We start from the raw sequence: 25589 nt of genomic DNA, 5'->3' as shown, positions 1-25589 counted from the left end.
TTTTTATTCTGGATAGCCGTTAGTTTTAATCGCTTCCGAGCCGTTTGGCTCTGTTTTCTTCGTCCAAGCGCTGCTGTCGTCGACCATTTAATGATCCAAATGCCTTGCCTGCACCAATATCCGTGGCCTTCATTTGCCCCGCAGCACTCAGACCAGTACGCAATGACGACTGGCTGTCCAATTGATCGCCAATATCATCGAACCAACGGAATACACGTCCTGGAAAAGAAGCAATCAGCGAGAACGATAGTTCAATGATTGCCAGATAAACGAAGATGATAAATATCCCAATTACGACCATCCCCGCATACCAAGCAAAGCTTGCCCAACTATCTGCCGCAAGGGACTGCGAGGAAGTTAGCGCGTAATAGAGACCGGCGTTCAATAGATTGCCGGCAATGCGAAATACGATCATGCCGGCTAGGAACCCAAACAACATCAAAGTTGGCGTCAGGAGCAAGGAGAGCAGCAAGACATATCCCTTGCGAGCATGGGAACCAGTCAGGCCATGCCCGCCCATCGAAAAGTGCGCTATGGTCCATAGCGGTGCGGCGAATATGGCTTCGATGACAAGAATGATGAAGGAGATTAGAGCCATTACCCAGATGATGCTCGGCATCATCGGCATGACAAAGGCAAGCGTGCTTCCAAAAATCATCAATCCGAGTAATGCAGGCCCCATAATCGTGCCAAGCGTAGTTGCTGCCCCGCCGATCCAAGGCATGCCACCAAATAAGACGATAGCTGCCGTGGCAATTCCCGCGACAGCGGTAAGTTGGATGCCGAACAGAACAAGGGCATTCATTGGATCTGTTACAGAGGAATCCGGCGCAAAGAGAGCAATGCTCTCCAGCATCCCGCCTGAAGTTGGAAGGATGTTGGCCAGATCGCCGCCATTATCTGCGAAGGCCAGACGCTCATTTGTGAACGCCTTGATACCGCTCCGGGCGACAGATTCGTTCCACCATTCAACGGTTCCGTTATAGGTGGCGGTTATCTGGTTGAGGAATTTCTTTGCATCACCTTCGGCAGAGCCAAAAATGTAGGTGTTGTTGGCCGCATATTGTGATGACAGCGCAGTAAAGGACGAGCCGCTTGGATTGGACGCACCGCCAATAGCACCGCCTGGTGTAGTCGTCGGCATCATCAATCCAACTGAGTTAGCATCCGACGAAAGGCGGGAAATCAACTGATAATAGAAACCGGCCTGCGACCAGCCCCCATTTGTCACGTTGATGGAAAGCTTTTGTTCCTTGCTGTCGCCCGGTGTGATGATTTTTATATCGTCACTCTGATTAAACGCTGTTTGCGCAGACTGATTAATCCGGTCCGTACCGATGTATTTTGATAATAGCTCGCTCTGCATGCCGCGCCACAGTTCCATATCGGTGGCAAGGTTGCGGTAGGCGGGCAAGATCTGTCTTGTGGAGACTGCGACGGCCAGCTCGTCCGCCACTTTGGAAAACGCATTCGCCATGACGACAACGTTTGCCTGCTGGCCTTGCAGAAGCTCATTGAACTTGGCGCTGACTGTTTTGCTCAGATCATCCTTGCCGGTCGTATTGGCAGTTTCGGCCAGACGCCGGAAGCCAACAGTTTCGGTAGGCAACGAGACTTTGCCACAGGCCGCGCTATCTTCCGGAAGGCCGTATTGCAGAACACGAACACCGGCCAGAGTACTCCATGTCGCAGAAATGCCCTTCATGTCGTCGCCAGCCTTGGCGACTTCATAATTATAGACGGCACGGCACAGTTCCATGCGAAACAGAGCCTGCAAAAACTGGCCGTCTGCACTATCGGTATCGGCGGCAAGCACCGGCACTTTTTGCTCGACAACCAGTTTGGCGGTCTGGTCCCAGAAGAAAGTTGCGGACGCGGTTCCGACCTTGACGATATAGGCTGAAACGACTTGCGCCGAATTGTAGCCGCCGGGATGAACCGGAGCTAGCGCAGCGGCTGCGATAACGATACGGACCGGAACCCAGATTGTGGAGTGGCGACTACCGAGAACTTCGCCCTCATTGGCGGTATCGGCAGTCGCGATGAAGACGTTGTAGACGAAAATTACCAGCCCTATTGAGAAGAACAGGACGTTGAAATTAAACATCAGCGTCGAAATGAGTGTTTCGTCGTTCGGCCCGTCGAAGAGCGGCCCGAAGATCATATTCAGATAGGAATTGGTTCGTGGATCGCCATTGCCACTAATAATATCAACGACATTGATTTCCTCGGCGGCGCTGGCCTTAGAAACCGCAAAGGCTAAGAACGTCATCCATGACCATAGCAAGCGTTTAATCATCGGTGACTTTCCTTATTTCGGTCGATCCACGGTTTTTGCCAAAGAGAAATCCGCGCATTGATCCCATGCGTCGCTGCCTTATCTGCCAGCCGCGATAGGAAGCGCGCACGGCCAGCAGGAAAAAGGCGCAGCTAAGCAAAATGAGGCTGAAAATACCTGTCAGTGACAGGGTGTAAAAGAAATAGAGCGTGGGAATGAGCGCCAGACAAACGGCGGCAGAACCGAGAAAAATGGAGTTCTCTCGGTCCCACTTATAAATTGCGGCCTGAATATCCTCCTCACCAAGATCACCGACCAGATGCCAGAAACGGCGATAGCCGCCGTCATCATCTTGAAAGGAAAAGCCGCCTTCTTCTGGCTTGGGATAAGTGCGAAAGGCTCCCAAGCCGTCTTTTGCGGCTTTATATCCTTGCCGTGCGCCACGACCGACATCCTGATATGATTGAGCTCGCCACCGAACATATCGGCCAAAGACTCCAAATCGCTCTTTCTTTTCTCTGTCAGCCATGAGGCTTATCCTCTCTGATCGAATGCAGATCAGGTTCCGCTACCTGCTTCCATCGGAATATTCGTCGTGTGCGTGTCGCGGTTATCCAGAATCGTGGAAAGGACAGCAGCCAGAGCGATCGCATTGCGGCGCTCCAGATCAAAACGCATCCATTCGATTTGTTGTGTTAGCGCGGTTGCAAGCAACTGTTCGCGCTGAACAGCATCTGGCGACATACGCGCAAGCTGTTCATGCCATTTGGCGTTCGGGAAGCGGGAGCGCACGAAAATATCCATCGCCTGCAATTGCGATACCTGATCACCAATCTGATAGGGATAACCTTGCGGCGCGGCTTTCTTTGCCCATTGAGCCAATTCCGAGCTACCCGTAGGGGTCGCCAGATCGCCAATGTAGCTCATGATGGCATGTGCGGCTGATCTACGGCTTGCATCGACTTCACGGGCTGCAATCTGTGCACGGCCCGCTGGCGTTTTGCTTTCGGCTTCCGTAATGGGCTTGGCCGGGATCGGATCGACAATATTGTTTACGAGCCGGATATGTGCACCTGCAATTTCTTTCTTCGTCGTATCAAGCGTGATGGCGTCAGTGATCAGACGGGCATCGCTTGTCGGATCGGCAAAGCCGCCGACACCCTTAAAGCGGTCACGATCGGTAATAATGGCGTTGGCGACAGCAAGTCCGCCCTGGGCAACCGGTGCGCCGATATCTTCATTGCCATAAGACCAATTGCGGGAGGCATTGGTAATGTCCTTGCCGCTCAATCCTTGGCCACCGCCCGCCTTACCGATGGAGAATATGCCGGACAGATCCACACATGCCGAAGAAGCAGGATCATAGCGTCCACTTTCAGCGATACCGCGTGCAATTTGCTTCTGTCTGGTCACGTCATTGACTTGTGCAGCTTCGGTAATGCGCTTTTGAGCTTCCGTTGCCCGTTTGGAGTAGGCGCTAAGCTGCGCAACGCCCTGCAAGATCGTATTGGCAATATCATTGCCAACATCTGTCGTGTGGTCATTAACGCGGTTCACCCCGTCATTGACGATGTTGCGAATGCTACCGCAATCGCAATCCGCCAATGCCGACTGTGACCCTGCCATGATCGAGACGAATGACGCCGCAGCCAGAAATGCAATCTTCTTCATCGGCTCAGTTCCCGTACAAATTCTGGTAAAGATCGTTCATGATGGACTGCGCGTTTTCTCGCGGGCCGGAATCCTGCACGTTTGAACCGCTTTGGCCGATCCCGCCTTGCCCGATGCTGAAATCAATGTCCGGACCACCGCTGGCGCCCATGCCGGGAAGATTGAGACCCTGCAATTGCGGAAACTGAAATGCGTTCTGCAGCGGCTCGGTCAGCTTGCTAATTTGCTCTTGCGCCATCGAGCAAACCTGATTTTCCGCATCAGACAAAGCCTTGTTGAAAATTGCGGACAGGTCGGGAATCGTGATCGCAATATCCAGATTGGTGTCCATCAGGCTATCAAGGCAGCTTAGACCGGATAAAGGAGCAGGCATTTTCAATGCCGCTTCCTGCCGTTTGACTTCGCCCTCAATGCCGCTGTTGATTGCGTCCTTGAGGCTGACTTTCACCGTTTCAAGACAACCTTCGCCCGCGCCTTGGAAAAGGTCATCGCCAACTTCGGCATGTGCCGCCGCTGGAGCAGCCAGCAACAAAATACTCAAAAGAAGCTTGCGCATTACAGGTTCTCCTTTTCGCCCTGAAACGGCGGCCTTTCCTGAATAAGAACGGGCCGGACATTGCCGATGCCCGGAAAGCCTGCCGTGTCCTGAAACATGGGATCGCCGCCAGCAGGCGCACCGCCTATGCCGTTGCTGATACCGGAGTTGCCAGCACCGTTCGCCATGCGTTTCATGACGTAGGCTTGCAATTCCTCGTAGGATTTGAAGCCGTTTGCGGTCAGGTAGCTTGCGGGCAATACGCTTGGGTCAAATCCGGATGCGACCCATTGATTGAGAGCGCCCGCACCCAGAAAATGCGATGCCTGCAACAATCCATCTTCGGTAATGAGAACGCCATTGACGGTCTGCCCGACAAGTCCGCGTGTCTGCGAAGACATGGAAGCCCAATTCTCCGATGCCAATTCCTGATTAGCCCTGTCTTGCAGACTTGCGCCCGCAGACGAATAACGAAGATCGCTGACCGAGCTAACACCCGCAGCGGTTGCCTTATCCGTAAAGGAATAATTCGAATAATCCGATTTGCTGCCGGAACCATTGTAAGAAATATAGCCGAGATTTGCCCATGTTCCGGCTGTTATCTGGTAGCGTCCCAGAGCGGACGAGCCGCCTTGGTTCATGATGGAATAGGAGTTGCCGCCCTCATACTTGGCAATGCTGTCGTTATAGTCTGCCAAGGCTGCAAAGGATCCAAACGCCAGCGATAGCGCAAGAATGCTTGATCCGAAAAAGCGACGAGCATTCATTTGCGGTCCCTCCCGGCAATGATGGGTGTTTGGGCATCAATGGTGAAATCTGGCTTCAACCCGCCAAGCTGATATACGGTCAGTCCCTTGGACGTGACGGTTTCAATAAGCGGGTTGGCGTCCTTATCGCGAAGCGGAGAGGCACCGGCTTGCGATTCAATGGCATCGTAATTGCCGACAAGTTCCGACTTCTCATTGAGAACGAAAGCCGGACAATTCAATTGCCCGCAATAATATGGGCTTTGAATGGAAACGATTGCGCCGGTTCCGTTCTTCAAAGGAAGATCGAGAACCGAATAGGTCGTGTCGTCGCGCTTCTCACCTGTACCGGCTGATAGCGCCGCATCGACTGCCCGCTTTTCCTCTGGCTTGGCATCGCGATAAAGGAATTTGTATTCGGCAAGCCCCGGCCAGTATTCATCGCCGGTCCATTGCCACATGCGCGATCCATCATAGATTCCGCGCATTCCGTTATCGCCTAGCGGCCCAAGCTGAAATTCCTTGGCCGTACCCCGCCACAATTCCAGCCATTGCTTGTCATCGTAGAACAGGACGGCATAGGTGCAATTATCCGTGCAGGTACGTTCCGTCGAAAGACGAACAACCATTTGCTCATAGCCATCGTCAGGCTCCTTGAGCCAGACGCGCTTTGCATCGACAAGGCGAAATTTCTTGCCATACATTTTGCGGGCTGTACTCGTCGCCTGGGAATCCGAACCGTCAAAATCGACTTTGATTTCTGGTTGAAATTTCAGATAGCGCAGTTCGTCGCGGGCCAATGCGTCGGACAAACCGACAAGCGTTGATGCGCAGCCAATGCTCATGAAAAGTAATGCTCTAAACATCCCGGAACCCTCTGATAATTTCGTCTGCAATCTGTCGGATCAGGTTTTCTTTGGCGCTTTCATCGACAACGACACCGCGCGCTTCCATCTCGGTTTTGCGCACTTCGATCAGTTCGGACGCCGTACCTTGCGGGAAGCGCTTCGCCAAAACGCGTCGGCCCATTTTGGGGCCGAACGCTTCGTAAATGAGCGAGCGCAAGGCAGTATCGCCTTGGGTGGTGGAAAGCGCCCAACTCTCAATCGGGCCAATGTCGTTGAACAAATATTGCGTGTAGATGCCGGTTTTCAGCTTCATCATCGCTACGAAGGGAGCGCCTTGTCCTGCAATCGGGCCGTTCAGACCGCGCAAGACCGACTGGATTGTCGGTGAGAAATTGAAATTCTCACCTATCGACCTGATGGCACCTTCGGACGGTACATTGCAGAAAAAGAAATTGTTCGCGAGTTCCTGAACTTCTCTATCGAAGTCGTCGATCAGCTGCGAAGCGTAGACCTGTTGGACACCAGTCTTACGCCCAACGCGGGCATCATTTTCATTTTGCTTGCGGAAGAACGCCAGATTGCCGGTTCGATGATATTCATCGTAGGCGAGGCGCTTTTGCATCTGTTTATTGTTCGTCACCCTTTCCAAGTGATAGGCGCGAACATTGGCTGGAATGGAAACCTTATCCAGATCGTCTTCGTGCAGCCAGAAATCAGACGTGATTGTATGGCGGGTCAGCATGTACATAACCGCCGACTGGCGATGTGCATGTGCCCCGGTGTTGGAAGTCACTGCTTCCAAATCAAATGCGATAATACGAGCGTCCGCGACACTAAAGCGGGTAGGGCGGGCAAGGATCGGGAAGTCACGACAGGCGGCAGTCACCATGCGCTGGAACGCAACCACGACCGATTCACTCGTTGATTCAACGCGCATTTCCCGGAACGGCTCTTTGACCGTTTCGCGGTTGGACATGCTCACCAGATCGGCCATGACAGGCACCGCAAAGCGCTGCGCAAGCGTTGCCTCGTGATGCTTGTCCTTATCAAACAGGAACTTGACGACTTCCCACCACGTCGTTTGCGCGTCCGTTTCATATCCCAGAGCATCAAGCGCATTATCAACGTCAACGCTATCGGTTCTCGAATAGCGTTTCGGGTTCATGTCCTCCGAATAATACTCGTATGCTTCGTTAATTGCCGCACGCGCCAAGGCGCTAATGCCGTCATAAGGACTTTCCCGATCATCGGCAGTGCAGCACAGGCAAACGAGATTGACGAGAAATTCCAGTTCGTAAGGAAATGGCTTTTGAACGCACAAGTTCAGGTCGAACGGATTGACGGAATATTCTTCGCGATTTTGCAGCCGCAAATGCATCGCTTCATGACGGCGCGATGCTGGCAGTGCATCCTTGATCAGTTGTATAAGCCCCTGGCTTGAAGGGCCAATATCGATGATGTAAATGCGCGGCAGCAATGATGCGCCTGTTTTGGACCGTCCGACTTGCGGCGACAGGGCAATGGACAGGTTCATGGAATTAGACAGAACCGATTTGCCCGAACCCGGTTGGCCGACAATAATATCAACCCAACCAAGTTGGCGGGACGATCCGGGATTATACGGCCAAAGCTTACCGTCCTTTGTGCGGAACAGGATCGCGCCACGCCGCCACGGACTGGACGGGCGCGATAATGGCGCAAGCGCGAACACGTCCGTCAGATAAGCCGATGCAACGGGAGCGGTAGACGCAGCATTAAGTCCCATTGTCGAGGACATGATGCATTCAACGGGATCGCCAACCTGCATATCGGTCTGGGTGTTGCCCCAACCATGGACGGTCTGGCGAAGTGTGGCGATATCGGAAAGCAGTTGCTTTTCTTCGCCACGGTCACACCATGCCGCGAAAGAAGCGCGCCAGCGAACAATAGTTTCACCGTCACCATTGATTTCACGTGCCGCCTCAAATGCCCGTTTGATGCGACCGTTCATTATTCTTCCGGTAAAGGTGAGCAGGCTCGCGTAGGTTTCCTTGAAGGTTTGCCCCCTGAAAACCGCCGCTATCGACCAGCATGGAGACACGCCAAGATATTTTGCGCCTCTGATCAAGCACACGCGAAATCAAGTCGTTGAAGTTGACGACCTGTTCGGGGCCAAGCACCACATCAAAGCCGCAATAGATTTTTGAGCCAAACTCAAAAATGCGGTCGCTTAGAAGCGTGCTGCCTTCGGACATGATCTGGGAACTAAGGGACGGCCAGAGCAGATGTGAAAAATCCTTGCCCTTGTTCTGCAATTCCGTGTCAGGCATTTTTTGCCCGCAAATGGTCGCCGGGCAAAACCGCCTTCCAATTGTTGCTAGCCGCCAGAAACTCGGGATTGAGTACGCCTTTGATTTCACTCAATGCCTCGCGAACGTCCAACAATTCAATGTCGAAGCCGCAGCGGCGCGTTTCGCGCTGCAATGACTCAACGATGGAATTATGGCGGGTCAACAATGCGGGCAAAGCCGGCATTGGTAATTGTGCGGTAGGCGCATGAGGCAATTGCTTCAATTCGTCTGTGACAACGGCGGCGGAGCTACGGCTTTCTTCTCGCGAAAGCAGCGCTGGCCGCGACCACAGGACGATGTAGGCGCGTTCGCCGCTCAGCTTGTCAGGCAAGCGTGAAGCGCGTTCCTCAAGAAGATCGCTCACATCGAGTTCGGCATTCCTCGCAACAGATGCCGTACCCGCCAAGATATTTTCCAGATCGGCCCGCCCGACTTCGGGCAAATGGCCGAACCAGAATTGAAGTGTAAAGCCACGTTCACCGAATTGCGAAGCAAGCGACAAACGCAGCTCTGACACGTCTTTTGACAGTTCTGCCGAACCTTTAATGCTCCGGCAACCCTCCAGTCGAAACACACTGACGAGCGAGCCGTCATCAGCAACAAGGGCATTATCGCTATTTGCCGTCACCAGACGGCAATAGCTTTCCAGAGACTTGCGCAGGACGGGGCCGCTCAGGAAATAAGCAAGCCCTTTCAGTGTGTCACGAACAAAAGCCATCTAGTTTATCGAGCGCAAAGAGCCGTCAACAGAGGTGGTTTCGGCACCAGAGCCGAAGAAGGTAGCAACGCCCACCCCCAGATATGCCGGAATACCAACGAGACCGGCAGCGACGATGAAGGACATTATGGCCTTGCTGACACCGCTATTGGGATCATGCGGGTTGCGACGATGCTGAAACAGCGTCCACAAGCCAAAGATTGCGGAGATAATGCCCGCGACAAATGCAAGTGAGCCGATCAGATCTGCAACCGGACCAACGGAGTCGGTGCGCAGGCTGGTCGCCATGTCACCAAGTCCGCCTTGCGATTGCGCGAAGGCTGGCGCAGTTGCGATTACCGCCGCAGCGGTCAGAAGGGACGTTTTCATCTTGGCAATCATCATTTGCTCCTAGTTGCCCAACAGGTGTTCTTGAAGTTTTTGCAGAACAGCGGGGAGGTTCATGAGAAGAACCCCGCCGATCATGTGCGTCAGACCTTTTGCGACCATTCCGCGATAGGGATAAATGGCCGACATGTTGGCCACGTAGATGCCACGGGCGAATGCAATCAGGCCGACGAACTGGAATATGCGGACCACAGCGATAACTACGCGCGTCCCCATTTCATTATTGACGGGTTTGAGAAGTTCGGGCGCGTAAGCAAACACTTCGCTTGCCGCATAGGTTTGATCCATCCCGAAGAACGACATAAGAAATGCCGATATGACGCTTGAAAGCGAAACAAAGCTTATCGCAATAATCAGCAGAAATGCGGGGCCATGCCATCCCGCTTGTGACCAGCCTGTCGAAGCCTGACTTCTATCGCCAACGGCTGCAAACCCACGCAACGAATTAACCGCGCAAATCAGTCCAATCACATAGCAGATTGCTACAACCAGAGACTGGAATTGCGGCATTAAAGCCGCTGTTCTTTCGAGAAGTCCGACAAGCCCCTCCATGCTTATCAGACCCCGTCTTTGGTTTCTGGTTTGTCGGAAGGTTCGGCCTTGGTCTCTTTCGCGGGAGCGGGTTGCGGCTCGGCTTCCTTTTTCTGGGGTGGCGTTACCACCATGAGCCGGGTAGGGGAGGCTACGTTTTGTTCTGTCATTGCGGCACCGTCCATTCCCGATGCCGCAAGACCATTGGCTGGAAACCTCTCACCCATATCGGGCGCAGTATTGCCGGATCGCGTGACGATTTCAGACAACATCTGATTTTGCTCGCGCAATGTTTTGATGTGTCCGACTAGTCGGGCAATGATGCCATTGTCGCTTGTCAGGACCGCCATTTCGCGCCGAAGAGCCGCAGTTTCGGCAATCTGATCCCTCAGACTTGCCTCTAATCCCGCCGTCTCACTTTGTAATTTAGTAATCTCGCCAGTATTCGGCTTAACGGTCGCAGGCGCTTGCATCTTGAAAACCGCATAGCTGCACGCCGTTGATATAACCGCCGATACAATCACCACCGACGCTATCCGCGTTGCGAATCGTTCATCGCCGGTCCTGCCATCCCATTGTATTGCCATGCGCTTCGCCGTCGACCCCGATTCCAATATCTTAGATTTTATGGCGGATAATGCCTATTAAGGCTTGCCTATTGAATCCTAATACATCATTTTACCCCAAAATCCACAATCTTTTACGGATCAGCATCTAATGAGATTATCGATAGCAAAAACATTAATTGCATCAATGACGATGATTGTTATTAAGGATGCGAGCGCACAAGAAGTCAATATAAAAGCGCCAGATCAAGAGGAATTTACGCCGTATATTCAAAAAGTTCTCTTTAAAGACAGTATTAAGACGCAACGATTATTCAAAATGGATGGGTTTCAGGTTTGGACTGTCCAGCTTCCTAACCAGAATCCGGAGACTGTTCTTACCTCCAAAGATGGTATTCTTATTCGGGGCAAAATCATTGGTCCCGACGGTCAGGATATTTCCGGTTCGTTCACGGGAATGACGGCTCCGGCTTTAGCCGGTTCAAAAGCGCCGGAATCTACCGCATTGCAGGCGGCACAAGCGGCCCCGGCCTCGCCTAGCGTGCAGAGGGTTCCGCAGACACCGCCGCAGACTAATGTGCAGCAGCCCGCCACCGCGCAGACCGAACCGCAGAGCGCCCCCCGCAACCACTTTTGATGCCGCGCAGGCTAGTGGAATGAACGATGCCTCTATACCTGTCGCGAAGGATTTGGCCGAGTTCCGCCAGCAGGCGGATGACTTTTTCCATGTGGGTACAGGCAAACAAGTTCAAGCCGGGTGCGCCCGTGCTTTACATGTTTGCAGATCCTCGCTGCCCTTGGTGTGCCCGGTCGTTTGTCGAGCTAAAGCCATATATGGATCGCGGCGACATTGAGTTGCGCATCATTCCAACGCCTATTCTCTCGCGGCTTTCGTTCCAGCTTGCCGTGAGTTTCATCCATGAAAAAAATCCAGGCGTTGCCTTCATCAAGCATTCCGACGAGATCATTTCCGGTTCTCCGGAACGCACCCCTATGCCTGATAGCGAAATGGACCAAAAGGTGGTGTCCGGCATGGAGCGCAACGTCAAATGGGTGCGCAAGAACGGGATCAGGCAGGTGCCATTCTTTCTCTACAAAGACGACAAGGGCGACCAAGTGTTAGCCGGTGCACTAGATGAAACGAAGATCAAGACAATCGTTGCTACCGGCAAGACAGACGGCAAGGGTAAAAATGACTAGTCACGATTACGGTAAGATTGAATCCATTCTCACGCGGGCGGACACGTACAAGGTCGCCTATCGTCGTATGAGTTTTGTCGCCCTGGCGCTTGCCGCAACGACTGTTATCAGCACTGCCGCCGCTGTGGCTTTGGCGCTCAGCAAGCCCGCGCCGGTCTACTTTGCTACGAACTCCGATGGAAGCATTACGCCGATCATTCCGGTATCGCAGCCGCATTTGAGTCCCGCAGAAGTGGCTAATTTTGCCACAGAAGCCGCTACGCGGTCGCTCACCTATTCGTTCTCGAATTACCGTGCGGAATTTGAGGACATGAAGCCTTATTTCTCAAAGCCTCGCGGTTGGAACTCATTCGTGGACGCCGTGAATAAAAGCGGTCAGCTCGAACTGGTCAAAAATCAGCGCCTTAATACAACTGCCGTCGCACAGCGCGCAGTCATCGTGCGTGAGGGCCTTAACCCGGACGGCATCTATGAATGGATCGTCCAATTGCCGTTGCGGGTGACTTATCAGTCGTCAACGCAGGTTACGGGACAAAATTTCACGGTCACACTCGCTTTGACGCGAATGGAATCCAGTGAATACCCCCGCACAATTGCAGTCTCGAATTTCAATGCAGCGCCGGGAGCCTGACCTATGAAGCGATCCATTTTGTCAGCGGCGCTCACACTGTTGCCCTTGGTTTCTTCCGCCTACGCGCAATCGGCCAGCGATATTCCTGCCGCCCAATTGCCACAGCAAACACAGACGGCACAACCGGTCATGTCATCGCAAACTAATGCGCAGCAAAGGCCCGATCCGTCGCGCTTTGGGCAAACGCGACCGTCCTCTAGTTCCGGTGCGCGTAATCAGAACAAGGACGAGTTGCCGCCAATCATCGGGACAAACCATTTGCTTCAATCGCTGGACGAGCTTGACCGGCCATTATCGCCAGAAGAAGCCACAGCATATGGTTCTGCCGTGCAGTCGCTTATGCCTATGACGCCAGACATGATCCGTGATTATCGCAGGCGCGTGGATGAAAACCAAAGAGCCGCATCGGAACCGCCGTCTGGCGTAAAGCCGACGCTCATAAGCGATGCCATCCGGCTTTCGCTGAAACCGAGCAAGGCGATATCGACAATATCAACCGCCCCTGACACCGTTTCTGTCATCAGCTTTTATGATCGAACGGGAAAAGCGTGGCCTGTCGCTTCTTATGTTGTCGGGCGCGCAGATCGTTTTCAGGTCTACGCTATGCAGGAAGGTTCAAACAAGCTGGCAATCAGTGCATTGCAACCGCACGGCTATTCCAACTTAATCGTCTCTCTGGTCGAAGAAAGCCGCCCGATTGTGCTTAATCTCCAGACGAGCCAAGGCACAGCAATTGCGCGCCGCGATATTACGGTTGAAGCCTACGGCCCCAATGCCGCCGTCAACCCAACGACTGTTTCAACCAAGGTCGCGCCGAGCGACAATGTGATGATGGCATTCGTGCAAGGCGCGGGGATGCCGAAAGGCGCGGTTCAACTTCGCACGACCGATCCAGACACGGACGTTTGGTCCTATTCCGGTGACTATTATGTCCGCACCCAGAATACGCTTGTTTCCCCTTCGTGGTCCTCTGTTCTGACTGGACCGGGCGGCGTGCACGCCTATCGCATCAAAAAAACACCTGTTGCCCTGATTTCGCGTAACGGCACCATTGAACGCGTGAGGATTTCAAATTGATCGACGATAATGAAAAGAATGCCAATTCGTCGGGATCGTCTGACAATGGCGAAGCGTCGAAGCAAGATCCAGCGAAGCAGTCAATTGAAGACGTGGAAAATGTCGGCTTGCGTTCGACCGTGATCAACCGGAGCAAGCGCGGCAATAAGAACAAGCCGCTTCTGGTGGCAGTTGGTGCGTTCCTCCTGGCCGGGGTGGCACTGACTGTCTACAAGGCATGGAACAACGAGTTTACGGGCGGTTCGCGTATATCGCGCCCGCCGTCGATTGACACGACACCCGCAGGCCAGCAGCTTGCCGAAAGCGAGCGCTATAAGCAAAGTCTCGACACAGTTAATCGTGAAGGTTCGCAACAGGCGGAGAAAGACGGAAGCAGCTTTATTGCGACGCCCGACGAGCCGTTGCGCGATATTGACGAAAAGCCCAAGGCACAAACGAACTTCCGCAAGCCAGTTGCGCCCGCCAATACGCCAGAGCCAGAAGTACGCGAGGCGATTGTAACGAAAAAGGCCGAGCAGGCTCCGCCGCCACCTGACTATTCGCGTATCAATCAACTGGCAGCACAGATCGCCGGTCAGGCGCGGGAATATCAAAGTGGATGGGCACCTGTCGGCTCCACGAACACGATTGTCCTCAATCAGACCTTGTATAAGACGCCGGAACAGCGCAGGCAGGAAGCGCTTGAGCGCCAACAGGCGGCGCAAGCTTCCGGACTTGTTACCGGCGACGGTTTGCCAAACAACGCGATCAATGCCGGTCAGTTTGCATTCGGTCGCGTAATCAACAGTACTGATTCCGATACACCCGGCCCCGTGGTCGTAGAAATCATGAAGAAAGGCCCGCTTTATAAGGCCCGCATGATTGGTGCGTTTCAGAAGAACAACACGACGAATGCACTTATCGTTCAGTTTGACCGGATTGTGTTTGCCGATGGCCGCGAAGCGCCAGCTTCCGCCTATGCAGTTGACGCCACCAAAGGTTCGATTGCGGTGAAATCCGAAGTCGATAGGCGACTGTTCTCACGCTATGCGCCGTTGATTGCCGCCTCATTTATTGAAGGTCTGGGGCAAACGCTTTCTGAAAGTGGCGATCAGGTAATCTATGGCTCCAATTACGCCACGGTATCACGAAATAAGCCACGGTTTGAGCAGGGACTATATGCGGGAGCTGGTAAAGTTGGTCAGCGCATGGCGCAAGACATTGAGCAGTCAGCGCCAAAAGGGCCGCTTGTCAAACTCAATGCCGGTAAGACCGTGGGCGTCCTCTTCCTGCAAAGCGTGGAATTGCCACAATCGGCTTCTATCGACACCGGCGGATTCGAATAATGGATGGAGATATTTACGGACGAACCATTAAGTGGCGAGAAACAATGAGAAATCCATCATTCTTCATGCTGGATGGATATTTCATTATATTTCTGCCGATTTTCTTGTTCCATATCCGATGGTGGACTTTTGAATTGTTGGTTTTTGCGGCGATCATGTTTGGCGCGTTTCGCGTATTCAAGTATCGCCCCTCAAGCGCGTTCAGGGCTGTTCGATCTGCATTAGCAGGCTCTAATAGACCTGTCCGACCAAGCTTTAAAGCCAGATCAGCCATAGACTATGGATTTGAATACCGGCAGTCCCGATGAGTCTAAACGGCTTTGAAACAATTATACAACTATAGTATATGAACGGATATCTATATTTGTATGAATGATGTATTTTCATGTGCGAAATGGATGTTATTCAAAATTAAAAACTCTATTCCATGTATTAATCTATACATTCCGTTGCATCAACTCTTACTTATAGGAGCGGATTCGATGATAATGTTGTTTTTCAGTAAAATTTTGCTATCCTCCGTCCGAAATGAATCGCGGGGATGGTGTTAAACGAGATATGTCAAACAAAAGAAAAATAAAGCAAAAGCTTGTTTATTTTGATGGCGTGCCAGTTGAAGCAGAACTGGCAGGCGGTGAAAGTGGTGTAAACAAAGAAATTCTTGACAGAATTAAGGCGCATCCCGTTTTCACAAGAAAAAAGTGGCCTTTAATTCTTGATCAAATGGTGGAGAACCATTTTGAAGATGCAACGGTTGCTGACTCTGCTTCATTGGCGAATTGGGCCGATGTTAATTATAACACGGTATGGCGATTAAAGAACTTTTTAATAGAGAATGATTATTTGGTTTTGATCAATAGAAACGGTCTTGCCGGGTTTAATCCGGATTTTGTACTTGTGAAGGATCACGCCGGAAATATCATTATCCCGAAATTGCAGGTGCGATTTTAAATAATTAAAAATCGCATAAGAAACTTCATATGAAACTATTAGGAAGCCCGCTTTTAGCGGGCTTGTTCTTTTCCTTTTTCTTTTGCCCCTATCGCCAGTGCAATTTTCCGTCAATGGACAAGCGCAAAGCGTTGCAGCCGGAACAAAAACGGCTTTCAGGCTGCGCCCGAACCTTCCGTTTTTCTTCCGTCTGCAATCCTTGACTGAAAATCACACTGTCTGGGGGCGGTCTGCGCCCGCCCCCTCTGCCGGGGTTAATGCACGAGGCATTACCCGACAAAGGGCGCGGCTTCGCCCACTGGCAAAAGGATTTCGGATATGGCTAGTCCACGGCGCGATGTTTATCAGGAGATTACCAACAAGATCATTGCCATGCTGGAAGAAGGCAAGCGCCCTTGGTTGCAGCCTTGGCAGGATGGCGAAGGTGTAGCTTCATTTCCCATCCGTTCGACCGGCGAACCATATCGCGGTATCAATGTCTTGCTTTTGTGGAGTGAAGCCGCAGACAAAGGCTATAACTCGCCTTACTGGTTTACTTACAAGCAGGCCGCAGCGCTAAAAGCCCACGTGCGCAAAGGCGAAACGGGAACCACCATCGTTTACGCTGGCAGCATCCAGCGCACCGACACCGACGAAGCGACGGGCGAGGATAGTGCGACAGATACCAACGCAGGAGAATGCCCCTATGCGCGCTTTATATCGTCTCACATCGAGCGTTTCGTTCGGTTTGGTGATCGCGCTCCATCTGACCGGAAATGCGAACGCGGCGGCTGGAGAGGAAAGAAGCGGACTTGTCGTCAATGTTGTGGATGGTGATACGCTGAAACTGGTCGAGAACGGCCAGAAAATCCGACTTACCGGCGTTGACGCCTGCGAAATATCGCAAAAGGCCAGATCGCCGCTCGGCCAGACAATCGACTGTGGCACGGACGCGAAAGCAGCGCTTATCCGCTGGACAGCGAATAAGACAATCACATGCCAGATTGACGGACAAGACACGTATAAGCGGTTGCTGGCAACCTGTGGCAATGACGAGATTCCGGACTTTGCCGCAGAGCTAATCCGGCAGGGCCTAGCAGTCGCCTACCGTTACAAGGGCCGCGTCACCGAACCTGTTTACGAGCAGATCGAGCAAACAGCGAAACAGGGAAAAGTCGGCCTTTGGGCACTCGATTTTGATCAGCCGTGGACGTACCGTCGCCACAATTAACGGTGCGGTTCGTTATCAATTTAGCTCTTACGATAAAAGCACCCAGACAACCAATACGACCATCAAACCCAACAATGCGACGAGGTAGATTCCTATCCCCGGAATCCCGAATAGCTCTATCATCAATTCTCTATACATGTGCGGTCCCAACGCGGGACCGCGCTTCTTATGGCGTAGTCTAATTTTCGTTGATCACGGCTTTCATACGATCCCGCAGCGACGGTTCAACCAAATGTGGTTGCATACTATAAATGCGAGCGCCGATTGTATACGCGGCGCTTTGCATCATCTGGTCCGTCAGCCAATCCGGGCGATCACCGGGAAAGCCTTTTTCGGTCATCAAAAGATTGACCAGTAATTCAAATCGATCCCTGCATTGATCCTGATCGTCGGGAAGGATGATATTAAGCCCGGATTTTTTGAGCCTTATGATAAAATCGCAGGCATCACTTACCGCTTTTTGCAAATCATCTTCGGTTGCTGATCTCAGTTGGTGTTCGACAAGGAAACCACGGTCGATATTGTGCATTGTTATCTCACCCGTTTTTGAAAACCGGCTTGCCTTCCCATTTTTTTATTCGTTACATTTGTCTTGAGCGCAGCGGTGAGGAAACCGCGTTCCGTTTCCCCCCCATCATTGTTGCGCTCAACCTTTTTGGCGCTCACGCGCATGCGGGTGTCGATAGCCCGATGCGACTAGTCGTCAGGATTATCAACGTCACAACCCACGCCATGGCAGCCCATGTAATTGCCTTGCGTGTCAAAGTTCGGATTGCCGTCCCGGTCGAATTGTGGCCGATTGTCTATCTCGCTTTCCTCGCGGCGACGGCGTTCCTTTTCCTTCTTGCGCTCGCGCTTGCGTTCCTCACGCGCTCGGTCCTCTCGTTCCCATTCCCGTCTTTTTTCGTCAGCGCGGGCGCTTTGCTCCATCATGCAGTTTGCGAATGCGTCTGTACCTGGCTTGAAACCGAAAGAGGCACATGTGTCCTGATCGACCTCCTCCGCTGTAACGCAGCCGGCAACCGCCAGCGGGACCAGTGCAAGCAATAAGTATCTGAGTTTCAGCTTTGTCATGAACGCTCCCATAGAAAATGCCGCTTGGCTGGTTTCAGTTTTGATGACGGCGCATTCGACCGAATGCCTTGTTGTCGGCGTCGGGTATAAAGGCTGGACCTACAATACGGATTGAGCGTGAAGGGGCGGGACGAAGCGATTGCGATGGAATTTCAGCCACAGCCACCGGGTCTTGATCGTCTGGCCTCACACCCGGTTTTGGTAAGACGGCATCGGCAAGGTGCTTCGATTGCCTTTTGGCCGCAAAGCCCGAACTGACTTTCCGAACGTAGCCGTTCCAATCGCAGCGTTCGAACTTACCTTCACCGTGATAATCATAAGCTGTTGCGAGATCCGCATAGACCTCACCAGTCAGGACCGAAACCATATCGGCGGCTTCTTCGTTTTGGTCGTTGATATAAACCGCCATAGCGTCGGTCTTGCAGATCATCTTGCATTGAATGAGAGCGGCATCCGTACCGCCTTTTTGCTTGTACTGCGAATTGGGCGTCGGGAAATAATAGCCATCCGACAGGCGCACACAGTATTGAAGGGCATTTTTCGGCCCGCGCACCTTTTTCGGGGCTTCCGTTGCTGGTTGTGGTCGAGCATTGCCTGCAGCCGACACCTTCATGGCTTTCGGCTTGGTAGGCGCCTTGGCTGTTCGGGCTTCGGCCTTGCATTCATTATTTGCAGCCGCAGTAGCGCGTAACTCCTACTGCACCTCATTGATTTTCATCCCCACTTCACGGCAGGCATTGAAAAGTCCGCCGCCCGTGTCACCGGGCTTGCAGCCGCGCCCGCGCTGGATCGAGCGCAAAGCCGATAACTGCCTTTGCAGCATCTTCACGGCGGGGCTTTGACCCGAAATTCCAGAGCCGCATGAAGCGGCCATTGCTGTATCGGGAAAAGCCGCGGCTACAACCACCAAGGAAATTGCAGTCAGTTTCGTCATCATGTCCGTTGCCCTTCGGAACTGATTATCGAACAAGCCTCAATTGAACCGGATCGGCCGGAATTTCGGAGTGATACGCAGCGCGTACAAACATCGGGTAGGGCTGCAAGCCGTCCATCATGGCAGTCAGTGCAAGTTGCAGATATAGCGGCGCATCCGGACGTTCGATTGATTTGAGCGCCGCACGCGATAATCCTAACCGGCTCGCAAGCTGACACTCGGTTGTGTTCAGTCTCTTGCAGGGGTCACGACAAGAACACCGCGAAATCGTACGCGACTTTGGACGAACCGTGAACACACCCAGTATCAGGCCTGTGTGATTGCACCATTCCAGCCGATGCGGCTCAATGTATCGATGAGTGTCGATCGAGGAATGTTGAATGATCGGCAGACGGACGCTTTGCTCGTTCCGGCTTTCAAGGCTGCGAGGATCTGTTCCATCTTTTCGGGATCAATCGCGAGTGGCCTGCCACCCTTACGTCCTCGTCGGCGCGCTGCTGCCAATCCCGCATTCACCCTTTCCTGAGTGAGGGAACGTTCATATTGAGCAAGGGCGCCGAAGAGCGAAAAGAAAAGTTCGCCCTGCGCTGTCGTCGTGTCCATCTGTTCGGTCAAGGAACGAAACGATATGCCTCGGCTCTTGAGATCGTTGATGATCGACAGCAGGTGCGGCAGGGAACGGCCGAGACGATCAAGTTTCCAGACGATCAGGCAATCACCGGATCTCAAATCTGCCAGACATGATTTCAATCCCGGCCGATCGTCGCGAGCACCGCTTGCCTTGTCGGAATGCAGATGACGCTCATCGACGCCCGCAGCAATCAGAGCATCCCGTTGCAGGTCAACATTTTGACGATCATCTATGGATGAAACACGCATATATCCAACAAGCATGTACGAAAAACCATATTCTTGATGTATTCGTACATAGCATCATTCCGACAGGGTTTTCCATATAAATATAAGCATCCAGGATCGCCGTATTACTGCTGATCGCAGTTGCAGACGGAAAACATGTGTTTTCCGTCAGAGCGTGTAATTGCAGATTGCCCTGGTACTCATGATATGCGCAAACATGTTTGCGATCGATTAACCATTGTTACCAATCGAACGCATTTCCGGAACTGAAGGATTGGCTCTCGTTTTTGTAGTACCGGTTGGCGGAGCCCGAGGGTAGAAGTACCTCTCTGCAACATTTCCATACGCTCCGAACGCAATATCTGCTATACTCTCTCAGGGAGTATTGCGAGGAGTGCAGTCATGCGCAACCTATCGATGAGCATGCTTGTTGCATCGCTTTTCGGAGCAAATGTTGCCTATGCGGAGCCCGTCATTTTCCATACAGAAACATTCGGTGATCAAACCACCGTTACCATGGCACTGACTTCAAGCTCGGCATTGTTGCAACAGGAATACGATTATGGCGTCACCATAAATCTTGTCGAAACCGATGGGACGGATTCATCGGTTTATCGTGACAACGGTTTACACAAAGCGCTCGTGAAATGCCGCGAGACTCCCGGAAAGATATTTGTCGGAGGCAAGGAATACCGGGTTGTTGCGGGCTTGAATGCGTCGTTCCATGACAAATGGAAAAATGAACTCTGGCGGGCAGTTTGCCTGCAGCCCCCGATCTCGTGAAACTGTCCATTTACATAGTTCCCGGTTACCGCTTGATCCCGTTGGACATTCCACACGCGATACAGCATTAATTGCGCCGATATTTCGAACGGTACGCAACGCGGAGCCTTGAATGTTTTTCATAATATCCAAAGTGCTCGGCTATCTGATATTGCCGTCGAATTTCATAGGTATTCTTGGTGTTCTCGGCATGTTGGCTTTGCTCTTCGGAATCCGACGAGCCGGAGTTTCGCTGTTGGTGATTTCTGCCTTCCTGTTTGCCGTCGTCGGCTGGTCTCCGCTCGGGCCCGCGGCCCTGATGGTTTTGGAGGACCGTTTTCCGCAACCCACGATTTCGGGATCGGTGGCAGGCATCGTAATGCTCGGCGGCGCGGTCGACACCCATATCACAGGCGAGCGCCACAGTCCGGCGCTCAACGAAGCGGGCGAACGGGTGACGGCGACCGCCGAGCTCGCCCGGGATTACCCTGAGGCCCGTCTCCTTCTTTCGGGTGGAGCAAATCACCTTGTCCATGACAACACTCCAACGGAATCGCAGATCGCCAGGGATGTGCTGGTGGAGATTGGTGTGCCTGAGAGCCGCATCACAGTTGAAGAGCTGTCCCGCAACACCTGCGAAAACGGATCGCAAAGCGCGGCGGTATTTCAGACGAAACCCGGGGAACAATGGCTGCTCGTCACTTCCGCGAGCCACATGCCGCGTGCTGTCGCATGTTTTCGGGCGGCCGGAGCCAAAATCATTCCCTATCCCGTGGATTACCGTACCCGCGGCAGCGCTGACCTCCGGAGACCCGTGGCGACGATTGCCGCCGGCCTTGCCACATCCGATCTCGCCGCGCATGAATGGCTGGGTTTATTGATCTACAGGGCGCTCGGATTGACCGACGAGTTGTTTCCTGCCGCGTAGACCGGATCCTGAGGCGAACGCACATTCTTCTGCGATGGGAACAATATCTGCCTGCCGCCGTTTCGGGGATGGAGGCCACACTCGAGCATGTTCGACATCGCAAGGTTCACCCAAATCCTTATAGCTTGCCTTTTGGCCGTCGTTCTGGCGGCGGGAACCATGCCAGCGCGTGCCGACAATCATTTCACGACAACCAATCAGGCAATAGCAGACTGCGCCAAGGAACATCGGACCTCCGGTGATAAGCACACTGCTAAATATCCTTCGGGGCAGGCACAATGCTGCTCGATTGGACACTGCTGGGTGGCAACCGAGATCGGTGCCCCTTTCTTTGCCGTTGCTGAAACAAGACTAAAGGTTGCCGATCTCACGAACCTGATGACCGTCAGCCACCCCTCCGCACGGCATGAGCGACCTCCGCAAACGATCTGACTTCACTCGTTTCAACGTTATGCCTCACGCGTTCCGGCGGAGGCATTGATTCAATCCACGTTTCGTGAAGGAAGAAAACAATGCGTATTTTAACTCCAATACTGACTGCCGTGATGCTGCTCGGAGGTACTTCGTTTGCCTTGTCACAGGAAGCGATGAGCAAGGACCATAAGATGGATGCAATGGCTTCCGAAATGCCTGCCGCCTGCAAAGCTGCCGACGGCATGAAAATGTCGAAAACCCGCACCCCAATGCATAAGATGCCCAAGATGGACGCTGCGCATTCCGATCTTATGGACGCCATGATGGGCATGATGAAGCCTGCCGCCATGCAGGGCATGATGGCGAAGGACCCGGATGTAGCATTCGTGTGCGGCATGATCGTCCACCATCAGGGCGCGATCAATATGGCCAACGCCGAACTCAAGAACGGGGATGACCCGTGGGCGAAAGACATGGCCCAAAAGGTCATCGATGCCCAGACCAAGGAAATTGCCGACATGACGACATGGCTGGACAAGCAAGCGAAATGACGTTAAACGAAGAAGGAGGATCATCATGATGAACCATACAAACGCCGACATGAAAGCCTGCATCGAACATTGCCTGGCCTGTTACGCGACATGCCTTTCCACCGCAACCGGACACTGCCTTGAGAAGGGCGGCGAGCATACCGAGAAGAAGCATTTCACATTGATGCTCGCCTGTGCTGAAATCTGCCGGACGTCGGCCCACTTCATGCTTATCGGCTCACCGCATCACAAGCATACTTGCGGAGAGTGCGCGGAGATATGTGCGGAGTGTGCGGACGACTGCGAGAGGATCGGCGACATGCAGGAATGTGTCGACGCCTGCCGCCGCTGCGCCGAATCCTGCAGGAAAATGGCCGCCTGAAGCCAGTCACGCGCGGGTGGCAATAATAGTGCCGCCCGCGCGGATTTCCGCTTGTGCTTCCAGTAAGTGGAAGCTTTACTTTGCCTCGATGTTGCCGGGAAAACATATGCGATTTCGTACTTGCACGTCTGCAGACAGACGTACGGTTTTACGGTTGCTTTGACCGTCGGGGTTTCGTGCGCACTTTTTTCGGGCGCTTGGGCGGACCCCGAAATCCGCGGCATCGTCAAGATGCGGCAGGAATCCATGAAGGAAATGGCGAAGGCGGGCAAGACCATAGCGGGGATGTTTGAAGGCAAGATTCCCTATAGCGCCTCCGACTTCAAGCAGGCAGCCGAAACGATCAAGACTCGGTCCGGCGACGCGCTCATTAAGGAATTTCCCGCCATGTCGCTCGGCCCGCCGTCAGCTGCGAAAACCGAAATTGAACTGTCGCATGACGAGTTTGACGCACTCGCCCGCAAGGTCGCTGAGTTTGCCGCCGTTGTTTCCGCATCGGCGGACAAGGCACCGGACGGAATATCGCAGGACATGCGGATGGGCGCTTCGGTGTCCACTACGGGCAGCAGTCTTCTTTGGAAACGCAGGGCAGGTCGGGACGAAAAACAAGACATCAGCAAGATTCCGGCCGAGCATGCCTTTCATCTCATGATGCAGGAATGTTGGGCCTGTCACACCAAATTTCGGGAAAAGGTCCAGTAACAGTCGGCATTTGCCGTCAACGCCAATGAATTGTGCACGGAGAGCCTACCATGTTCGTTCAACCGATCGATTACATCCTTGCAGCCTGGTTTGTCCTCGCCGCAATCAGCACGGCCTACGTGGCGTGGGACCAATTCCACAACAATCCCGAACCGGCCGTGATGAAGTGGGGTTTCATTCTCGTCACCCTCTATCTCGGACCTGTCGGCCTCCTGCTCTACGTGCTGGCCGACAAGGAGCCGAGACCCGGCACCCATGAAGAATTCATACAGCCGCTGTGGAAGCAGGGCATCGGCAGCACCATTCACTGTGTCGCGGGCGACGCCACCGGGATCATCATCGCGGCCACCATCACTGCAGTGATCGGTTTGCCCATGTGGGTGGACATTATCATCGAGTATATCGCTGGCTTTGCCGTGGGCCTGTTCATCTTTCAGGCGCTGTTCATGAAGAACATGATGGGCGGTACCTATTGGGAGAATGTCCGCAACTCGTTCATGCCTGAATTCATCAGCATGAACGCCATGATGGCGGGGATGGCTCCGGTAATGGCCATACTGATGATGGGCCGCGACATGCGTGCCATGTGGCCGGGAGAACTCCTGTTCTGGGGAGTCATGGCTCTCGGCATCGGTGTCGGTTTCGCGGTGGCGTATCCCTTCAATGTCTGGCTGGTCTCCAAAGGACTCAAGCACGGCCTGATGACCGAGCGCAAGGAGCGCGTGGCGCAAGCAGCGCATGCCCACCACGCAAAAGCAAAGTCGAGTGCGCACGAAGGACACAGTGCGCCTGATCAGGACAACCAACCGCAACAAGGCAAACATGGGCAGGACAAGAAATCCGCTCACGGCCAACACAGTGGGGGTCTGCCTCCCGCTTTCGCCCCGACACGCACGCAGGTTGCCGCAATGGCGACATTCACCACATTGATGCTGGTCGGCGGCTTCGCGTATCCGTTTACCAAGGTCAACATGCAGCTCACGGCGCACGAAGTCGGCGGCACGATTATGGCTCCGGGTATGATCATGGATTTCGACACCCCGGCCGATTCCATGCGCGACATGGCTGCCGTCGATCCTCGACTTACAGCCTTCAAGGCCGAAGATGATGCCCAGGGAGGCAAGGTGTTGGAACCCCGCATCGAAGATGGAGTGAAGGTGTTCGATCTCGAGGCGTCGGTCATCCGGTGGTCGATCCTGCCCGGAGAAACGGTCGAGGCGTATGCCTATAACGGCGAGGTGCCGGGTCCCACGCTTCGCGTGACCGAGGGCGACCGCATCCGCATCAATGTCACCAATAAGCTGCCCGAAAGCACCACGATCCATTGGCACGGGCTGATCCTGCCCAACGAGATGGACGGTCCCGCTGAAATCACGCAGGAGCCGATCCAACCGGGCAAGAGCTTCACGTATGAGTATACCGTTGGACAGCACGGCACCTATTTCTATCACACGCACGACCATGTCGATCGCCAGCAGTCGCTTGGCCTTTACGGCGCACTGATAATCGATCCGAAAGACCCGGCCGACGATATCGTCGCCGATCTAGAATATACCGTTCAGTTGCAGGAATGGTTGAAACGGGAGTGGCTGACTTTTCCGTCGATGCCGATGGAGGGCGGCTTTCCGAACTTCTTCACCATCAACGGAAAGGCGTTTCCGGCCACGGACACCATCAAGATGAAGCAGGGGCAGCTGCTGAAAGTGCGGTTTGTCGGATCACACACGACCGCCATCCATCCCATGCACATCCACGGCGGACCGTTCCAGGTGGCCGCGGTTGACGGGGAAACGTTGCAGGAATCTGCCCGGTATATGGCGGATACCGTGAATGTCGCGCCGGGACAACGCTACGATGTACTTTGGCGTGCGCAGCGCCCCGGCAAATGGCTCGTCCACTGTCACATCCCGCATCACACGACCAACAACAATGTCGAAATGAAGGGCGGTGGCGGCCTCATGCTGGTGATCGATGTGGAATAGGGATTTGAACAAAAGAGTT

At 53.4% G+C, this 25589-nt stretch carries 33 protein-coding genes; 16 read left to right on the top strand and 17 right to left on the bottom strand.

Annotation, left to right across the window (positions count from 1 at the left end; genetic code table 11):
• Positions 1-25 precede the first annotated feature (25 nt).
• Genes C9380_RS24880 through C9380_RS24835 form a run of 12 tightly spaced genes read right to left on the bottom strand, consistent with a single transcriptional unit; the run spans position 26 to position 10631 of the window.
• Entirely contained in the window at positions 26-2299 is a 2274-nt protein-coding gene (locus C9380_RS24880; protein WP_128095004.1) for a DotA/TraY family protein, read from the bottom strand.
• Entirely contained in the window at positions 2292-2807 is a 516-nt protein-coding gene (locus C9380_RS24875; protein WP_128095003.1) for a hypothetical protein, read from the bottom strand. Before C9380_RS24875 ends, C9380_RS24880 begins: the two co-directional genes overlap by 8 nt.
• Positions 2808-2836: 29 nt before the next feature.
• A complete protein-coding gene (locus tag C9380_RS24870) occupies positions 2837-3949 on the bottom strand; it encodes a conjugal transfer protein TraW family protein (protein WP_247877687.1) in 1113 nt (370 codons plus the stop codon).
• A gap of 4 nt (positions 3950-3953) precedes the next feature.
• A complete protein-coding gene (locus C9380_RS24865) occupies positions 3954-4505 on the bottom strand; it encodes a hypothetical protein (protein ID WP_038594986.1) in 552 nt (183 codons plus the stop codon).
• Positions 4505-5251 carry a hypothetical protein gene (locus tag C9380_RS24860; protein WP_128095002.1) on the bottom strand — a complete coding sequence of 249 codons (747 nt, stop codon included), beginning with the start codon at positions 5249-5251 and terminating at the stop codon, positions 4505-4507. The genes C9380_RS24865 and C9380_RS24860 overlap by 1 nt, the downstream gene beginning before the upstream one ends.
• Positions 5248-6075 carry a hypothetical protein gene (locus C9380_RS24855; protein WP_038594990.1) on the bottom strand — a complete coding sequence of 276 codons (828 nt, stop codon included), beginning with the start codon at positions 6073-6075 and terminating at the stop codon, positions 5248-5250. Before C9380_RS24855 ends, C9380_RS24860 begins: the two co-directional genes overlap by 4 nt.
• A 13-nt stretch (positions 6076-6088) precedes the next feature.
• A complete protein-coding gene (locus C9380_RS24850) occupies positions 6089-8068 on the bottom strand; it encodes a putative type IV secretion/conjugal transfer ATPase (RefSeq protein WP_252869892.1) in 1980 nt (659 codons plus the stop codon).
• On the bottom strand, positions 8040-8387 hold the full coding sequence (locus tag C9380_RS28055) for a hypothetical protein (RefSeq protein ID WP_252869891.1): 348 nt from the start codon (positions 8385-8387) through the stop codon (positions 8040-8042). Before C9380_RS28055 ends, C9380_RS24850 begins: the two co-directional genes overlap by 29 nt.
• Complete coding sequence (locus C9380_RS28050) at positions 8380-9126, bottom strand: hypothetical protein (protein WP_252869890.1); 747 nt, start codon at positions 9124-9126, stop codon at positions 8380-8382. Before C9380_RS28050 ends, C9380_RS28055 begins: the two co-directional genes overlap by 8 nt.
• Positions 9127-9495 carry a hypothetical protein gene (locus C9380_RS24845; RefSeq protein WP_125302236.1) on the bottom strand — a complete coding sequence of 123 codons (369 nt, stop codon included), beginning with the start codon at positions 9493-9495 and terminating at the stop codon, positions 9127-9129. It abuts the gene before it with no gap.
• Between the two features lie 21 nt (positions 9496-9516).
• Entirely contained in the window at positions 9517-10065 is a 549-nt protein-coding gene (locus C9380_RS24840; RefSeq protein ID WP_128095001.1) for a hypothetical protein, read from the bottom strand.
• A 5-nt stretch (positions 10066-10070) separates the two neighbouring features.
• Positions 10071-10631 (bottom strand): hypothetical protein, encoded by a 561-nt coding sequence (locus C9380_RS24835; RefSeq protein ID WP_128095000.1) that lies wholly within the window; start codon positions 10629-10631, stop codon positions 10071-10073.
• 130 nt (positions 10632-10761) lie between these two features.
• Between C9380_RS24835 and C9380_RS24830 the strand changes: the two genes are divergently transcribed.
• From C9380_RS24830 to C9380_RS24795, 9 genes are all read left to right on the top strand, one after another.
• Positions 10762-11247, top strand: a complete 486-nt coding sequence (locus C9380_RS24830; RefSeq protein WP_128094999.1) for a hypothetical protein — start codon at positions 10762-10764, stop codon at positions 11245-11247.
• Positions 11248-11324: 77 nt separating this feature from the next.
• Complete coding sequence (locus tag C9380_RS24825) at positions 11325-11810, top strand: DsbA family protein (protein WP_164844748.1); 486 nt, start codon at positions 11325-11327, stop codon at positions 11808-11810.
• Positions 11803-12441, top strand: coding sequence for a type IVB secretion system apparatus protein IcmL/DotI (locus tag C9380_RS24820; protein ID WP_038595002.1), 639 nt, complete (start codon positions 11803-11805; stop codon positions 12439-12441). Before C9380_RS24825 ends, C9380_RS24820 begins: the two co-directional genes overlap by 8 nt.
• A 3-nt stretch (positions 12442-12444) precedes the next feature.
• Positions 12445-13518 (top strand): DotH/IcmK family type IV secretion protein, encoded by a 1074-nt coding sequence (locus C9380_RS24815; RefSeq protein ID WP_210249797.1) that lies wholly within the window; start codon positions 12445-12447, stop codon positions 13516-13518.
• Positions 13515-14843, top strand: a complete 1329-nt coding sequence (locus tag C9380_RS24810; RefSeq protein ID WP_128094997.1) for a TrbI/VirB10 family protein — start codon at positions 13515-13517, stop codon at positions 14841-14843. Before C9380_RS24815 ends, C9380_RS24810 begins: the two co-directional genes overlap by 4 nt.
• The gene (gene icmT, locus C9380_RS28745) at positions 14843-15151 is read left to right on the top strand and encodes an IcmT/TraK family protein (protein WP_207106175.1); all 309 of its coding nucleotides are present in this window, start codon (positions 14843-14845) and stop codon (positions 15149-15151) included. The genes C9380_RS24810 and icmT overlap by 1 nt, the downstream gene beginning before the upstream one ends.
• Positions 15152-15401: 250 nt before the next feature.
• Positions 15402-15794: a hypothetical protein gene (locus C9380_RS24805; protein ID WP_128094996.1), complete on the top strand. Its 393-nt coding sequence runs from the start codon at positions 15402-15404 to the stop codon at positions 15792-15794.
• Between the two features lie 318 nt (positions 15795-16112).
• Positions 16113-16610: an ArdC-like ssDNA-binding domain-containing protein gene (locus C9380_RS28045; protein WP_125302250.1), complete on the top strand. Its 498-nt coding sequence runs from the start codon at positions 16113-16115 to the stop codon at positions 16608-16610.
• Positions 16525-17004 carry a thermonuclease family protein gene (locus C9380_RS24795; RefSeq protein WP_247877688.1) on the top strand — a complete coding sequence of 160 codons (480 nt, stop codon included), beginning with the start codon at positions 16525-16527 and terminating at the stop codon, positions 17002-17004. The genes C9380_RS28045 and C9380_RS24795 overlap by 86 nt, the downstream gene beginning before the upstream one ends.
• Positions 17005-17182: 178 nt before the next feature.
• On the opposite strand, the gene C9380_RS24790 is transcribed toward C9380_RS24795, so the two are convergent.
• The 5 genes from C9380_RS24790 to C9380_RS24770 form a co-directional block, all read right to left on the bottom strand.
• Positions 17183-17533: a hypothetical protein gene (locus C9380_RS24790; RefSeq protein WP_125302256.1), complete on the bottom strand. Its 351-nt coding sequence runs from the start codon at positions 17531-17533 to the stop codon at positions 17183-17185.
• 167 nt (positions 17534-17700) lie between these two features.
• A complete protein-coding gene (locus tag C9380_RS24785; protein WP_125302258.1) occupies positions 17701-18078 on the bottom strand; it encodes a hypothetical protein in 378 nt (125 codons plus the stop codon).
• Between the two features lie 34 nt (positions 18079-18112).
• On the bottom strand, positions 18113-18691 hold the full coding sequence (locus tag C9380_RS24780) for a DUF2865 domain-containing protein (RefSeq protein WP_128094994.1): 579 nt from the start codon (positions 18689-18691) through the stop codon (positions 18113-18115).
• Positions 18692-18772: 81 nt separating this feature from the next.
• Positions 18773-19015 carry a hypothetical protein gene (locus C9380_RS24775; RefSeq protein ID WP_128094993.1) on the bottom strand — a complete coding sequence of 81 codons (243 nt, stop codon included), beginning with the start codon at positions 19013-19015 and terminating at the stop codon, positions 18773-18775.
• Between the two features lie 303 nt (positions 19016-19318).
• Positions 19319-19906, bottom strand: a complete 588-nt coding sequence (locus C9380_RS24770; RefSeq protein WP_125302263.1) for a recombinase family protein — start codon at positions 19904-19906, stop codon at positions 19319-19321.
• A 366-nt stretch (positions 19907-20272) separates the two neighbouring features.
• Between C9380_RS24770 and C9380_RS24765 the strand changes: the two genes are divergently transcribed.
• The 7 genes from C9380_RS24765 (at position 20273) to C9380_RS24735 (ending at position 25570) form a co-directional block, all read left to right on the top strand.
• Positions 20273-20653 (top strand): hypothetical protein, encoded by a 381-nt coding sequence (locus C9380_RS24765; RefSeq protein WP_125302265.1) that lies wholly within the window; start codon positions 20273-20275, stop codon positions 20651-20653.
• Positions 20654-20765: 112 nt separating this feature from the next.
• A complete protein-coding gene (locus tag C9380_RS24760; RefSeq protein WP_128094992.1) occupies positions 20766-21560 on the top strand; it encodes a YdcF family protein in 795 nt (264 codons plus the stop codon).
• Between the two features lie 87 nt (positions 21561-21647).
• Positions 21648-21992 (top strand): hypothetical protein, encoded by a 345-nt coding sequence (locus C9380_RS24755; RefSeq protein ID WP_128094991.1) that lies wholly within the window; start codon positions 21648-21650, stop codon positions 21990-21992.
• 80 nt (positions 21993-22072) lie between these two features.
• A complete protein-coding gene (locus C9380_RS24750) occupies positions 22073-22525 on the top strand; it encodes a DUF305 domain-containing protein (RefSeq protein WP_125302273.1) in 453 nt (150 codons plus the stop codon).
• A gap of 28 nt (positions 22526-22553) precedes the next feature.
• The gene (locus C9380_RS24745; RefSeq protein ID WP_128095014.1) at positions 22554-22886 is read left to right on the top strand and encodes a four-helix bundle copper-binding protein; all 333 of its coding nucleotides are present in this window, start codon (positions 22554-22556) and stop codon (positions 22884-22886) included.
• A 231-nt stretch (positions 22887-23117) separates the two neighbouring features.
• Positions 23118-23588 carry a cytochrome c gene (locus tag C9380_RS24740; protein WP_128095013.1) on the top strand — a complete coding sequence of 157 codons (471 nt, stop codon included), beginning with the start codon at positions 23118-23120 and terminating at the stop codon, positions 23586-23588.
• Positions 23589-23638: 50 nt separating this feature from the next.
• Entirely contained in the window at positions 23639-25570 is a 1932-nt protein-coding gene (locus tag C9380_RS24735; protein WP_125302276.1) for a multicopper oxidase domain-containing protein, read from the top strand.
• Positions 25571-25589: the final 19 nt, after the last annotated feature.

The sequence above is a fragment of the Brucella pituitosa genome (assembly GCF_003049685.1).
Lineage (GTDB): Bacteria > Pseudomonadota > Alphaproteobacteria > Rhizobiales > Rhizobiaceae > Brucella > Brucella pituitosa.
This window is presented reverse-complemented; position numbering and strand designations above follow the sequence as displayed.